Here is a 15,542-nt window from a genome sequence, read left to right as displayed (position 1 = left end):
GAATAGATAAACCATAAAAGCTACGAATCAAGACCAAATTTTCAATGCCTTAAACCGTAATGATCTTAGAGCCGCTACAATTAACTATTCTTCGAATCTTACCTGATCTTTATTAAATAACCTCATATATTCTTGAAAATTATGATCAGATCATAATAGTGTATCATGTACACTATTTATTAGTTATTGCTTTGATATTTATAAAAATATTTCTTCTTTAAGGTTAAATAATCGCAAAGTGACATGTAAAAATATTTTTTAAGATTAATTTATCTAACTATTTAGGTTTTAATGGTTTAGTTTTTTGTGTAATATTTACAATAATTTTAATTTGATTATAGAAATTAACATTTTTAACTTATTTTTTTAATAAAATTTTATTAAAGTGTAAAAAATATTAATAATTCAGTATATAGAATCATGTTTTAATGATGATATGGAAATTTTGATATAAAATGACTATATTTTAGGATAATCAACATAAATTTTTCATACCAATCAAACAAACATGAATTCAAAACTACACTCTTTCATCCTGGGGGCACTGCTGTTGTGCTGCTCCCCGGTTTTTGCGCAAAAGTTAACAGGCACGGTGTCCGGTTCGGGTAAACCTATACACGCAGGTAGTGTTCGGGTAACGCCATCTGGCACGGGTACCATCACCGACGTTGATGGTAAATACAGCCTTACTTTAAAAACAGGTTCTTATAAAATAAGCTTTTCGGCTGTGGGGTTTGAAACGAAGATCGAAACTGTACAGCTTTCCGACGGCGAAAGCAGGGTACTGGACATGGAACTGAGCCCTTCTTCCGAAGCGCTGAAAGAAGTAATCGTAGTGGGTAACCGTGGTGCAGCCCGTACTAAAATTGAATCGGCAGTGCCCGTCGATGTGATTAAGATGAACCAGGTTGATGCGACAACCGCAAAACCGGACCTGATGAGCCAGCTCAATCAGGCCGTACCTTCCTTTAACTACAATAAACAAAGTGGTGGCGATGGATCTGATGCGATTGACTTTGCCAGTTTGCGCGGCCTGGGTTTTGATCAGACATTAGTGTTGATTAACGGGAAACGCCGTCACCTGTCCGCCTTTGTCAATGAGGTGGGCACCCGCGGGCGCGGCAACAGCGGTACCGACTTAAACGCGATACCTGAAGCAGCTATAGATCGCATTGAAATATTGCGTGACGGTGCCTCGGCACAATACGGGTCTGATGCCATTGCGGGGGTGATCAATATTGTTTTGAAAAAAGATGTAAACCATTTGAATGTTACCGGCGGGTTTAGCGGGTATAATGATCATAAATACAATACCTTGAATAGTGTAGACCCCTCCGCTTATTATACCGGGAAGCAATTTGACGGGCAAACATTTACCCTTGGCGCAAATTATGGTTTGCCGATCGGTAAAAACGGAGGTTTTGTAAATTTTGGAGCCAACTATTTTAACCAGGGTAAAACTTTCAGGGCTATACCGGATACCAACTGGCGAACAAACCCCGATGCACAACCCGTTAGCCGGGAGCGCAGGGCCTTTGGCGATGGATCTGTTGTAACAGGCGGGGGGATGTATAACATGGACATTCCTCTAAAGGGTACACAAACAACCTTTTATTCCTTTGGTGGGTATAATTACAAACACTCCAATGTTTACGCTTATACCAGGAGCTGGAACTTTGATGATGGTCTTCGTGCCAATCCCACAAAATTCCCGACAGATGCAGCCGGTAACCTGATCTTTGTACCGGGTATCATGAAGGTGTTGGGTTACCCTGACGGATCAATCGGGCCCAACAACGTCTATTACAATCCCGAAGAGGATGTTTATATCCAGGATCTTTCCGCTGCTATTGGGCTCAGAGGTACCACATCGGGCAACTGGGATTGGGATATCAGCAATAACCTGGGCAGAAATGATTTTCATTACTGGGGCGAAAAAACCTTCAATGCATCATTGCCTTATGTGCCGGGTCAGCCAATACAAACCCGTTTTAATGACGGAGGATTTAACTTTCTTCAAAACACTGCCAATGCAGATATAACCAAGCACTTTGATAAGGTTGCTCATGGTTTGCAGCTTTCTTTTGGTGCCGAGTACCGGTATGAACGCTATCACCTTTACGCGGGTGAACCCAATTCCTATATAAACGGGGGAGCTACATTACCGGACGGGACATCAAAAGCTTCAGGATCACAAGGCTATCCTGGTTATCAGCCAAGTGATGCGGTAAAGGCCCAGCGATCTAATGAAGCTGCTTATGCTGAAGGAACGCTTGATGTAACCGATAAATGGCTTATTGATGGAGCGGCCCGCTTTGAACATTATTCAGATTTTGGTTCTGTGGGTACATACAAGTTTGCAACGCGTTATAAAATTACCGATAATTTTAATCTCCGCGGCTCCGCGAGTACCGGGTTCCGAGCACCCAGCTTGCAACAAATTAACTTCAGTAATACCAATACAAGCGTTGTTGGTGGTAACCTGATATATACCAAACTTGTTCCCAATTATTCAGATATTGCAACAGCAGCAGGTATTCCCAAGCTTAAGCAGGAAACCTCTGATAATTATAGTGTAGGTTTTGCCTGGCAACCAGCGAGCGGTTTTACGGTAACTGTGGATGGATATACTATAAAAATAAGAAACAGGATAGTTATCTCCGGCCTGTATTACCAGGGCGATGCAACATTAGGCCCGCTTTTAAATAACTTACTGTTAAAGGATGGAATTAGCGCCGCGCAATTTTTTGCAAACGCGGTTAATACCACCAATACTGGTGTTGATATGGTGTTAGATTATAAAAAACGCTGGGGTAAAAACCATTTTTCGGTCTTATTAGCAGGAAACATTCAGAATTTAACCATCAATAAAATTAATATCCCTTCTACTTTTAAGGGTTCTCCCTCAGATAGCGCCACTTTCTTTTCAGACAGGGAGCAATATTTCCTGAAAGCAAGTGCCCCCAGAGCCAAGTTTACCCTGAATACGGAGTACGGGGTAAGCAAATTTGCTATAGGTACCCGCTTTACCTATTTTGGTGATGTGAAGGAATTAGGTTTTGGTGAGGCAAATGCCCCAGCGGGTGCTGCTGATCCCTATTTTCCTTATGTAACTTTAGATAATGGAAGTGGAGTGGTAAAGGAAATATTTGACTTTAAGCCTAAGGTAACTACTGACGTATATGTGTCTTACAAAATAAACAGTACCGTATCCTGGACCGCCGGCGTAGACAACCTGTTTAATGTACATCCCGATACAAATGTTGTAGCGGGATCGGTTAATCCAAGAGGCACCAGTTCTTTTGGTGACAGCGAATCAGGAGGGCCGTTTGAAGCCGTACAGATGGGCTTTAACGGCATGCGGATATTTACCAAAGTGGCGTTCCATTTTTAACAGGTTTCTACTATCGACTGAAGGAACCGGACCTTATTGATTAAAAAATAGGAACCATATGATCAAGCATTATAGAATTTAGAGTTATCCGCTAACGATTACAAATTATTTATAAGCGGTTCGATTTTTATCCTTCTTTTGTTATCAAATGAGGCTGTCTCAAAAGTGAGGCAGCCTCATTTTTGTAAAGAACTTCAGTCCTTATATTTGTTCACTACCCTTTAGTTTATTGGTTTGTAAATAAAATTCTTGAATTTGACTGTTCCATCACCTACTGCACATAATCCAAGACGTAAGCTCAGGAAGCCACCCAATACATTATGATTATAACCGGTGACCTCGACCGAGTTTTCTATTTTAATCCACTTTTGTCCGTTAGTGCTATAATACATATCAACCGTGTTTTTGATGTTCTTGATCTTCAAAAATACATGGCTTTTTATTACACCTTTTTCGGTAGGGAACTGCCACTCCCTGAGATTGGTCAGAATATCTTGCTTATCTGCTAAAATACCCGAATAATACTTGTTATTATAAAAAAGCACCAATCCTCCGGTTGCATTTCCTTCAACTGTTAATTCCACTTGTGCTGTGTAGGAGTGGTTTGAGGGAATACAAAGTAAAGGTGAGCAATTAGCAACTGAACTCCCTTTCCCTTTTATTGTCAAGCTGGTATCAGATAGACGAAACCGCGTAGTGTCGTATTCTCCAAAGAATTGCCATTGTAGTTTTAAATCATGACTGCTAAAATCATCATTTAATGAAAAGTTATTTGCTGCAGCGCCCTTGTTAGGCTTCAAGATCGGTGCATCAGTTTTGATGCCTTTAGGTATGGTAAACCAGCCCTCTTTTGTCCATTCCACTGGTTCCAGCAATGTTTGGCGGCCCATATGATAATAGCCGTTTTCATAAGCATGAAAGATCATCCACCATTTGGCATTTGGGCCTTGCAATAGAGTGCCGTGTCCTTTAGACCACCATTTCTCTGAACTTTCCTTTGTCCTGATGATAGGATTATACGGTGAATTTTCCCAGGGACCAAAAGGTGTTTTAGAACGTGCAGAAATTACCATATGACTTGTCGCTGGGCCGGCCGTTCCGCCTTCTGCAACCGTGAGGTAATAATAATCTCCCCTTTTTGCCATTTTTGGCCCCTCCATACAAAAACACTCTATTGACCACTCTCTTGGAATTTTCCAGCCTTGGTAAGCGGATTTAATATCTCCCGTTATGGAAAGCCCGTCATCCGCTAAAGGAGCATAACCCCCATTACTGAAATATAGATAGCGCTTACCTGCCGCATCGGTAAAGTGTCCAGGATCTATAAAGCCGATCTTCAAGTCAACCGGATCGCTCCATGGGCCGTTGATAGAATCGGCAGTAACTACATAATTAGTATTGCCGGCTGGAAAATAGATGTAGAATTTGTTCTTAAACTTGACCAAACTGGGTGCCCAAACCGAGCCTATATATTTATGCAGGGCATGGGTAACCGGCATCCAGTTGATCAGGTCCTTTGAATGCCAGATCAACAGGCCTGGATAATATTCAAAGGATGAATGTACCATGTAATAATCGTCCCCATCACGCATGATGCTGGGATCCGCATAGTCACCGGCAAAAATGGGGTTTAAATAGTAAGCACTTCCTTTTGAGTTGCTTTTTGTCTGGTATTGCGCATGAGCTAAAAATGCCAGCAAAACTAAGCTGACCGTTATAGTTATATTTTTTATCTTATTCATGATAAGTGTAATAAATGTGAGTGGATTTAATTGATCTTCTTTAGTTTGCCTGGTTTATTTTGATTGAAAGGATATTGTTCTGATTGATAGCGAGTTGCTTGGGGACATTATGTCGATTGTGTATTTTATTTAAGGACTGCCGCCCAGCCTCCGTTGCGGACCATTTTAATGGTTATTTTATCGCCAGCCTTAACCTCCGTGTTTTTACGCCGGTAATCCATTGCTTGTCGGTCTGAGTTTATACCATCCTCAAAATAAGTCATATGATAAGTTTTGCCTTTCTCTAAAAAGTCAAAGTTCAGTTCTATTTCCCTTGTTTTTTCTTTGCCATTTGTTATGCCACCGATAAACCATTTTTCACCTTTGCGTTTGGCTACCACAGCCATCTCGCCAACTTTAGCTACCAATGCTCTGGTTTCATCCCAGGTTGTTGGTACACTGGTTATAAATTCGGTGCAATCCGGGTTACGGTAATAAAGGCTCGGGTTATCAGCCAACATTTGTACACCGCTTTCGAATATTACATACAATGCAAGCTGGTTAACACGGGTACCCACAGCCGCTGCATTGGGCCGTTCTGCTTTGTAAACTTCAGGCTGCATATTGATCATAGCACCCGGGGTAAAATCCATAGGTCCAACCGCATTACGCATAAACGGGAGGTAGATGCTGTTATCAGGATAACAACCGCCCATTTGCTCCAATCCCCGCACCCCTTCGTATGATATGAGGTTTGGGTATTTATACTCCAAGCCGGCAGGCTTAAAAGCACCGTGGAAATCAACCAGTATTTGATATTTAGCAGCCTCTTTTACAACGTCTTCATAATAGTTAACCATCCATTGATCAGAGCGCTCCATAAAATCAATCTTAACCCCCTTAACGCCCCAGTCATGAAAAGTCTTAAATAAGCCCATGTTATCGTGCACCGTCAGCCAGGTTAGCCAAAGTATGATATCCACATTCTTGGCTTTACCATAACGGATCAGTTCCTTTACGTCAACCTTAGGATTTGGTGTATAGGGGTCAGCTGTACTTTTTGCCCAGCCTTCGTCCATAACAATATATTTAATACCATATTTTGAGGCAAAGTCTATATAATATTTATAGGTATCCAAGTTATAGCCAGACACAAAATTTACATCCGGTCCGTAAGGTGCTGCGTCATTCCACCATTCCCAGCTGGCCTGGCCCGGTTTGATCCACGATGGATCAGCAATCGCACTTTTTTCCGCCAGCTTTAAGGTCATGGTATTTTCGATGAGCTGCCTGTCATCCTGTGTAATAACAAAATAGCGCCATGGAAAATTCCGGCTGCCGGCTGTTTTAGCGATGCAATCAGACGATCTTAAGATTTTCTGGCTACGGTCGCCATCCGGCCCAAACTCAAGTGGCGCTTTTGGAAAAATACCTTCTACGCCGTTATTTCCGGTGCCTTTAAGAAACAGGCCTGGGTAATCAGAAAGATCAGATTCACTGACCAATATTTTGTATTGCTTTTTGGTATCAATTAAAGCAGGGAGGTTTGCCATTTTATCACCCGGCTTCCAGTTGGTAGATTCAATCTGTTGGTAAGGCTCTTCATAAGCGGTTCTAAATCCATTATTCTGTTGTAAATGCAACAGGTAATCGTAGGGGAAATTGATGGAGAAATCCTCGTTCATTATTTCTACATTGCCTTTTTTACTGGTAATAAAACGATAGGCAATACCATCATCAAAAGCGCGAAATTCTACTGCGTAATCTCCTTTGAAGGTCATTAACAGGTCGTTGTAATTGCTTTTAACAGATGAGAACTTTAAGGATACGTAGGGCTTTATAATTTCTACGCCTTCACTTTCCTTTACCGATCTCAATTCGGGCTTCTTGCCAAGCGTATCATCTTTTAGTACCAGCGCCAAATGATTCCCTGTTAACAGATCTTGCTTGTTATCCGATATCGAGTAATATATTTTATCGCCCAGGGAAACGGATACTTTTATTTTGCCGTTAGGAGAGGTTAGATCAATTGCCTTGTTCTGAGCGATAAGTCGGTTTGATAATGCAAAAAACAGGATAAAGCAACCTGTAAATTTGTAGATAAGATTCATGTTTTGTGTTAGTTATAATTTATAAAGGTGGTGTTAAGCAAAGCTTATGGTTAGGTTTTACAAACTTATAGGTCCGTTTGGCCGATAAAAAATACCATTTATCCCGGAGCTTTATTTTTTCAATATTCCAATTTTCGATAATTAACCAAGCTCATACGATGCGCCGCCCGCTATTAGAATCAGTTTTTATCGCTTTTACATTCATATTATATCCAAGGATGTATTGGCTGGGCGGTGCTCTTTTAAGAGAATAAAAAGCGTTCCGGCATCTCACCTCCGGAACGCGCAGTTACCGATTAAATCAATAACATCAACTAAATCCAGATCAGCCTCATGTTTGATCTTGGCTCACCATCTTTCTCAGGGATGGTAAGGTTTTAAATATTGTTTAAGATTTTCATACACTTTCTACTGATTGGTAGATCAGGGGCTTTATTCCCGTCAAGTCGGATCTGCTTTTGTCGCTTCGACAGGAATAAAAAACGCCACCCGGAATTACCGACAAAGAGGTAGCAATAAACGTAAATTCGATTTTCATGAACAAATTGATTTTTGGTGTTCAAATATCGTTACATGGTGGGATAGCAACACGAATAGATACTATAATAATAGAGGTGTATTTGACTCAAAATAGGGCATCAAATGTTAACGAATATTTGAAAAAAAATTATTTGCTAAAAGCGTCATTTTACTTCAAACCTGTAATTGCCTGAACCACATTTGATCATCGCCGCCCCATTGATATGATCGGGTTTTATTAGTTTTTCATTTTCATATACCTTTGAATTATTGACAACCGGCAAGTAAACATTCGCATTTACATTGACCGGTATAGTTACGGTCAATGTAAATTTGCTGCCGGATTTTTGCCATGAGGTTTTTATCCAGCCATAGGGGGAATGAAAACTGCCGCTGGCTGAATTGATATCGCCGACCGGCTGCGGTCTGATCCTTAACGTTTTAAAACCAACTGAACTACTTTCCTGGTCGATCCCCGCAAGGCCGCTGTAAAACCATTCCATAACGTGTCCAAGCATCAGGTGGTTATTCGATACTTCCTGGAGCGCCGGCCATGATTCTGTCAACGCAGTTGCACCTTTCTTTAATTGATAACCGTAACCCGGAACATCATCCCGGTTATTCATCTTGTAGATAATCTCAGATTTTCCCCCTTTATCCAAAGCATCCACCAGGAAATGGAACCCGATGTCACCTGCAGTCAATTTATAATTATGAGATGTAATCGAATCGCAAAGATTCTTCAAAACAGCACTTCTGTATAGTGTATCAACTAATCCAACACTTAAAGGCATGGCCATGGCTGTCTGGCTGCCTGTTGAGTAAACCGCATTGTTTTTATCAAAGAATTTTGCGTTAAAAGCTGCCTTAATTTCTTTTGCCTGAAGGCCGTATTTAACAACATCTGCTTTCTGGTTTAAAATAGCAGCCATCTTACCCAGCAAAACGACATCATAATAATATATGGCTGTGGCAGTAAGTGCTTTCGGCGTGAGTTGTGCCTCTCCCGGCCTGCCTGGGCCATAGTCAAACCAGTCGCCAAGGCCATACGATAAAATTTGATGGTCGGACCGGCTTTGCAGGTACTGTACATATTTTTTCATCATCGGATAAGCTTTTTGAACAACAGCTGTGTCATGATACCAGGAATATAGTAACCAAGGCATAATAACGCCCGTACTTCCCCATTCCGGTGAATCCAGAAACCCATCTTGAAATTTTACAAATTCAGGAGCAATATCCGGAATGAAGCCCTCCGGCGTTTGCGCATCAATCAGGTCGTTTACCAGTTTACGGTACAAACCATAATTATCGAAATTGAAATGGATCGATGCACCCATCAGGTAATCTTGTTCGAGCCAGCTGAGTTTTTCCCGGTGCGGACAATCTGTCGCCACACTTTGCAAGTTACTTTTTATAGCCCAGTTGATGAGCGTATAAATTCTGTTAAAAAGTTCGTTGGAACAGGCGAAAGTTCCATTAGCAGGGGAGGAGTTTCGCGTGTGTAAAAACTTCAGACTAATGATTTCCGGTAAAGGTCCGCCGGCATAACCAGTAGGTTTGGCCCCCTCTACCTGCATATAACGTAATCCATAATAAGTAAATCGCGGATGCCAGGTTTCTATGCTATCACCTTTTAAGGTATAGGACAGGTAATAAGGTTCCCCTGTCGCGGCCTGATTGGCCAGATTTTCCTTATTCAATATTTCAGACGGTATCAATTTCACTGTTTGCCCGCGATGTCCCTTTATTTTTATTTCTGGTATGCCCGATGCATTTTGACCAAAATCATAAACGAAAACCATGGGTTTGGGTTCCTGGATCTTTACGACACTGAAAGAATCCATAATGGCTACAGGATGATCCAGATCGGAAATCAGTTTACCCAAAGGTGCTTTTACTAATTCCGCATTTTTCCAGTTCCTGTCATTAAAGCTGGGTTGATTCCAACCGGCCAGCTCCATTCTAGCATCATAATCTTCTCCCGCATAAATGCTGTTGAAAGTTATAGGAGAGGGGGTTGTTTTCCAACTGTTATCGCTGATCAGGTCTTCGGTTGTTCCGTCCTCATAGCTTATTTTAATGCGGGATAACAGTTTAGGCATGCCAAACGCATCCACCAGTTTAAAATACCGTTCCCGGTTAATGTTATAAAAACCGTTTCCCAGAATGACACCAATACTATTTGTGCCTTGCCTAACCATGGATGTTATATCGAGCACGTTATAAAGACATGTTTTATCATAATAAGTCCAGCCAGGAGCTAAAAACGCGTTACCCCCTTTTACTCCGTTAACACTCAATTCATAATGGCCAAGACCACTTATAAAAACCAAAACGCTGGCAATCTTTTTACTAATTCTGAAATCTTTCCTAAGTAATGGGCTTATAGGTCTTTGCAGTGCCTTATCCTTCATCTGGCTAGCATAAGGGGCATGTATACCCGGTACAACCCGCATGGAATCTGGAAGATCTTCGTAACCTATCCATTTGGCATTTTGCCAGTCATCCGCATTCTCCAAACCGGTGCAAAAAGAACCAACCTCACTCCAGGTTGAAGGCAGACCTTTTTTATCCCAAACCTTCACTTTCCAGAAATATACCGTTGCTGGTTTTAATTCATTTCCGCGATAGGGGACCATGATGCTGTTGTTCTCTGAAATTTTCTCGCTGTTCCATACGTCAAACTCATTGACTGTTAGCTTTGCCTGAGAGGAAGCTATTCCTATCTGGTATGCGTTTTGAGTTTCAGACTGATCTTTAGCACTTAGTTCCCAGCCGAAATGAAAATTAGCTGTTGACACGCCTAAGGGATGTTGCTTATTTTCACATAGTATAGTCTCTACCCGCAATTGAGCATAGCTCAGGGGAAATCCAATAAAACTCAAAATAATTAAAGAAAGACAGGATTTAGTTAGCTTAGTCATTGGTTATCAAGGTTGAGATGTCGAAACATGGTTAAAATACCGAAACATTCCTGATAAATGCTTCAGGGTTCAAATAAAATTATTTTCAAAGAATAATAACACCAACCAATGCATTTGCCGGTAGTGTAATATGAGGCAAGATCATTGTTCCACCCGTAATTGGCTGATTGATCAGAGTGGCCACTGGCGTGTCGCCATCATTCGTCTCTGTATCGGCTATATAAATTTTAACCGTATGATCGCCAGAAGCCCCAGTATTATTTAAGATAAGATTAACGGTGTTTGCGATACCTGATTCATTGTTTAACAGCGCGACCACATGTTGATTTGAATTAATAGCCCCCAGGGCACGGGAAATTCCTGGATTACCGGAAGCATAGGTTTTATAGGGGCCAGCACCCAATCCCATACTTAAGCTTAATAACCGGATTGCACGTGACTGCTTAACCAATGTGGCGGACGATCCATCCCAGTTATAAAATCCTTGTGCAATATGGGTACATCCTTCGCAATCTTCCTGGGAATCCAGTATGGCATTGCTGGGTAAAAGGGCGTATATCGCGGCACCCTTTATTTGCGGCTGCGTCATGAAACCCAAAAGGGTATTTCCCATAAATGTCACCGCTGTATTTCCAATAACGTGGGCATCTGTCGTCCCGGCCTCATAGTTGTGGTTATATTCAGTTATAAAAACAGGTAATCCAGGATGGCCGGTATTAGTCAGCAAACTGAGCATTGCACCATATTGATCGGCATCAGGAGGGTTAGGGTTATAGATATGGTAGGATACAAATTGAATCATATTTGGAGCAAGTCTGGCATCCCGCAAAATAGTGCCTAATGCTCCGAAATCTCCGCCCTGTTTATCGTCCGCGTCTCCGCCTATAGTTATGGTTTTATTAACTTTCCTGATCCCAAGGGCGGTGTAATAATAAATGTCTTTGGCAGCCACGGGTTTGTCTGTGTAAGGGCTGCTGCCCAGGGTGATAAAGTTTCCTGCAACAGGTTCGTTTAAGATCTCGATATAATCGAGTTTTGCAGCATAGCGTTGAATGATTTTGCCAACGATATCCTGCCAAACAGCCCAGTTCTTAGGTACACCGGAAACATTCTTATTGTAAGTCAACCATGCCGGTGCAGAAAATAGGTTTGCCATAGTGGTAAATCCCTGAGCTTTTGCGTTGTCCGCCCAGGATAAGGCAGACCAATCCCAGTTATTCGGATTCCGGACATCATTGACGTTGTTTTGGTAATCCGCCAGCGTAATGTTTGCAAATTTTGCAGCAAACAATTGGTCAACATGAATAGTCCCTCGTTGAAATTTTACCCCGGCTGCCTTTAACTGGGGATAAACACTTTCGTAGTGTACCCGGCTGGGCTCATTTGAACCACCAAATAACAGCGGGCTCCCATTGCTGTTTAAGGGTGAACTGTAATTGATGGTTACTGTATGGATGGTCGATATTGTTAGCATGTTTGCTATCGCCGTCTTTTTACACGCTTCCAAACCATATTGTAAAAATATAAAATAACCACAAGGCAAAACTGCCTTAACCATCATTTTAAAGTCTCTCATCTTTTAAATTTTGACTGAGTAAATGACTTAATAGTTAACTTAATGCACCGACGCATACAATTCATTAATTTGGACGCTGCATCTGTATGTTTTTTTCCGGAAGTAATTGAAGGGTCGCTTTATATTGCGGAATAATTCTCACACCCTGAATGAGTCCCTTTTGTATTTCTTCCTTCACAACAGGGATATCAAAGAACGTCCTTTTATCAGGTGCGAAAGGGTAGACGATGATGTTTAAATCCTGTTTACCATCTGACCGGATACGATTTAAACTTATTCTCCATTCACTGCCATTATAAAAATCATCTGCACACAATAAACCTTGTTTGTAAAGCCTTGCTTGATCTCCTGCGTAACCGACAGTTATAATGGCATCATTCAAGTTTTCACTCTTATAATTGCTAATAGCTAATCGGTATTCATTTGGACTTCCCTGAAGAGCAATTAGTGACTCTCGTCCTGCAACAATCTGAGGTTTTTCAAACGAGCCTGGAATCTCCGTATCTTTGGGAAAAGTATATCGTTCAGTGGTTAGCCAGGAGCTATCAGTGAGAAAGTTGATCCTGTCGTAATTTTCATATAAAACTTTAAGGTTGGCCCCTAAAACCTTTTCCCCGGCTTCGTCGACAAAGGAGACCATTAGGGTGTTGGATCCATTCTTCAAATATCCGGTCAGATCCAGCCGGGCTAATTTACCGGTAGTGATTTTCTGGTTGACTGTCAATCCATTTATACGGAATTCGGGCTTGCTATCTGAAAAATATATCAATTCAGCGGATTTTATCGCGGAGGGATTAACCAAATTAAATGTCTTCGCAAAGAATTTATGATTTAATTTATACTCACCATTCAATATTGCGACCGATGTTTTAAGCCAGGCTGCGCTATCCAGCGGGGGCACAGGTTGTAGATTAATAACGGGTATCTCTTTAGGGATATCCATCTCATAAATGCTAAACAAACTTTCGGGACCGGCAGTATCTTCCAGACCTCTGAAACCAGCTGACGGTCTTAAAACTTTGATTGAAAAATGGTTCTCTGATCCAAAAATATGTAAGCTATCTCCAAATGCGTACAGTCCTGCATTGCTGATATAAAGGTACTTACGTTGCTCGTTTTTAAATAACCAGACCTGTTTCGCTTCCTGTTTAGAAAGGATAATAATTTGATGATGAATGTTTTGGTTAGTTCTTATATCGATAACACAAGCCGTTCCTGGTTTTAGATCATCGATAAGATAACGTCCATTACTATGCTTAATGTTACCTGCACTTGTTGTCAGCGATTGAATGTTTTGATCACTAAAGCACATTTCAGGGTTAGGTAACGCATCCTGGATAAAAAACCATTGATGAAGATCCTTATCTTTTATATGACATAATGGTTGGACAGTGCCATACTTTAAAAGCAGGTTGTCCATATTGAAATTGACAGGCCAGATGAACATAGCACTGTCTGGCATATTCATTGGTTTTTCAGGAAAAACGACTGTTTCTTTTTTTAGTCTGACCTCAAACTGTACACCGTGTTGTGAAACCCCGGCCTCGTGACGACAGTAATTCATGCCAAACAAAAAGGCTGAGTTGGATGACGCTCTCACAGCTACCTGCATATTGCCGGCTTTGACGGGAAATACCGGTTTCATTAGTGCCAGGCGGTCACCAAATTCATTCAAGAAGTAATGTAACTTCTTAATTTCAAAATAGGATTCATTTAACTCACCTGTTTCTCTGACTGCAGCCTGGAAATCGTAGGATATTACCGGGTTGGTATTGTAGGATCCTGTTTCCTTATTTTCTTCCATTGAAGTGAGTAAACCATGGGGATTTGAGCCTCCCGCGAACATGTAATACCCCGGAAGATTACTACCTGAGCCGAGTTTCGCCAGGACAAGTCCAAGTCCATCGATTTTATTAATCAGCAGCCGTCTATGGTCCGTGTTTTCTATTCCGACACCCATTTCACAGGTAAAATAGGGGTAAGCGTTATAATCAATATATGCTCCTTTATTTTTTTGAACGTCGTTCCCTATTTTTTCATTATCGCGAAAGGATGTGAACTTGAAATTCTGGCAATCTGTGGTGCTGGTTAGTCTGGTAGCCCAGGGCTCATCCGGGTATGCTCCCCATAAGGGTATCACTTCATAGGGAGGTACTGAACCATTACCCCAACCCGTTACGGTGTACATCGGAACATCTATCCCATATTTTAAAGCGGTTTGCTTGAGCCACATGATGTATGGCTCTCCGGCTTTTCCGTAACCATATTCATTTTCCAATTGTACCCCAATGACAGGCCCGCCATCTTTGTAAAACAAGCCCTTCAGTTGTAAGGAGATCTGGCGATACCACTCGTCGGTATAGTGCTGATATACTGAATTGATGGTGCGCTCCTGGACACCTTTTTTACCCAATAGCCAATCCGGTGTTCCTCCGTTTCTAACCTCTGCATGACACCAGGGACCGATCCTCGGATAAACCCACATATCGTGCTTTTTACATAGTTCAATGAATGCTTTTAAATCCTTGTCGCCACTCCATTCAAACCGGCCTTCTACTTCTTCATGATGTATCCAAATCACATAACAAGCGATAATATTTATACCGCATGCTTTCATTTTAAGTATTACGTCTTCCCATTGTTCCCGGGGAATGCGGGAATAATGCATTTCTCCCATAACAGGAATGATGGGTTTTCCACCTAACGACATGAAATAGTTATTGATCCTGATCTCCTTTCCCGCCGGGCCTGCATTTCCCATTTTTAATTGTCCGGTTCGGATGTCAAGATCTGTGCCGGAGGCGTTGAACAGATAACGCTGCTGCGCTTTACTGTTTTGTAGAATTAACAAGGAGAAAAGAAGGCTAAAAAAAATATTTTTCATATCAAAGTTGCATTTAGTCAGCAGCTTACTCATGGCAGACTGATGGCCCGTGCTTGGTCAGGTATAAATATTTGTATGTGGCGAAAACTTTAGGCAATAACCCCATAATTAATTTTATCACTAACTGACGACATCTATTGTAGCATTCGGACCAGCAGGTGCGAAGCAAATTATAAATGCGCAGAAAGTAAAAAGCGATCTGAAAACTGTTATTTCATTATAGTTTTGCCAGGTTTACAAAAACAAAGAAGGTACATTAACGAGAATTTTATTTGTGCTTTTTCGTAAAAGAATAGTACGATTTCACATTTTTCCTACCCTAACATATTTGGTTTATGCACTTATGAAACAGCGGCCTATTTCGTTAACATGATGGGCCATAATTACATAATGCCGGAGACGGCCTAAAA

The 15,542-nt window shown here is 41.4% G+C and carries 6 protein-coding genes; 1 reads left to right on the top strand and 5 read right to left on the bottom strand.

The genetic code is table 11. From position 1 onward, the window contains the following. Positions 1-508 precede the first annotated feature (508 nt). A complete protein-coding gene (locus AC57BQ_RS09925) occupies positions 509-3,394 on the top strand; it encodes a TonB-dependent receptor (RefSeq protein WP_496406122.1) in 2,886 nt (961 codons plus the stop codon). A 221-nt stretch (positions 3,395-3,615) separates the two neighbouring features. Here the strand turns inward: AC57BQ_RS09925 and AC57BQ_RS09920 are convergent, their stop codons facing one another. The 5 genes from AC57BQ_RS09920 to AC57BQ_RS09900 all read right to left on the bottom strand — a co-directional run bounded on the left by AC57BQ_RS09920 (position 3,616) and on the right by AC57BQ_RS09900 (position 15,132). Further along, entirely contained in the window at positions 3,616-5,136 is a 1,521-nt protein-coding gene (locus AC57BQ_RS09920) for a family 43 glycosylhydrolase (RefSeq protein WP_496406121.1), read from the bottom strand. A gap of 125 nt (positions 5,137-5,261) precedes the next feature. Beyond that, positions 5,262-7,226, bottom strand: a complete 1,965-nt coding sequence (locus AC57BQ_RS09915; protein WP_496406120.1) for a glycoside hydrolase family 97 protein — start codon at positions 7,224-7,226, stop codon at positions 5,262-5,264. A 683-nt stretch (positions 7,227-7,909) separates the two neighbouring features. Beyond that, entirely contained in the window at positions 7,910-10,672 is a 2,763-nt protein-coding gene (locus AC57BQ_RS09910; RefSeq protein ID WP_496406119.1) for a family 78 glycoside hydrolase catalytic domain, read from the bottom strand. A gap of 85 nt (positions 10,673-10,757) precedes the next feature. Continuing rightward, positions 10,758-12,248: a hypothetical protein gene (locus tag AC57BQ_RS09905; RefSeq protein ID WP_496406118.1), complete on the bottom strand. Its 1,491-nt coding sequence runs from the start codon at positions 12,246-12,248 to the stop codon at positions 10,758-10,760. Positions 12,249-12,312: 64 nt separating this feature from the next. Then, on the bottom strand, positions 12,313-15,132 hold the full coding sequence (locus AC57BQ_RS09900; RefSeq protein ID WP_496406117.1) for a beta-galactosidase: 2,820 nt from the start codon (positions 15,130-15,132) through the stop codon (positions 12,313-12,315). Positions 15,133-15,542: the final 410 nt, after the last annotated feature.

It is taken from the genome of Mucilaginibacter sp. BGA-UO-ETr-C110, from assembly GCF_059567985.1.
Note: the sequence above shows the minus strand (reverse complement) of the source record. Positions and strands in the feature narration are given on the sequence as shown.

Bases quoted from the DNA above. Each gene is read 5' to 3' on its own strand.
- AC57BQ_RS09910 (WP_496406119.1), bottom strand. From the start codon at position 10,672: ATGACTAAGCTAACTAAATCCTGTCTTTCTTTAATTATTTTGAGTTTT.
- AC57BQ_RS09900 (WP_496406117.1), bottom strand. From the start codon at position 15,132: ATGAAAAATATTTTTTTTAGCCTTCTTTTCTCCTTGTTAATTCTACAA.
- AC57BQ_RS09920 (WP_496406121.1), bottom strand. From the start codon at position 5,136: ATGAATAAGATAAAAAATATAACTATAACGGTCAGCTTAGTTTTGCTG.
- AC57BQ_RS09905 (WP_496406118.1), bottom strand. From the start codon at position 12,248: ATGAGAGACTTTAAAATGATGGTTAAGGCAGTTTTGCCTTGTGGTTAT.
- AC57BQ_RS09925 (WP_496406122.1), top strand. From the start codon at position 509: ATGAATTCAAAACTACACTCTTTCATCCTGGGGGCACTGCTGTTGTGC.
- AC57BQ_RS09915 (WP_496406120.1), bottom strand. From the start codon at position 7,226: ATGAATCTTATCTACAAATTTACAGGTTGCTTTATCCTGTTTTTTGCA.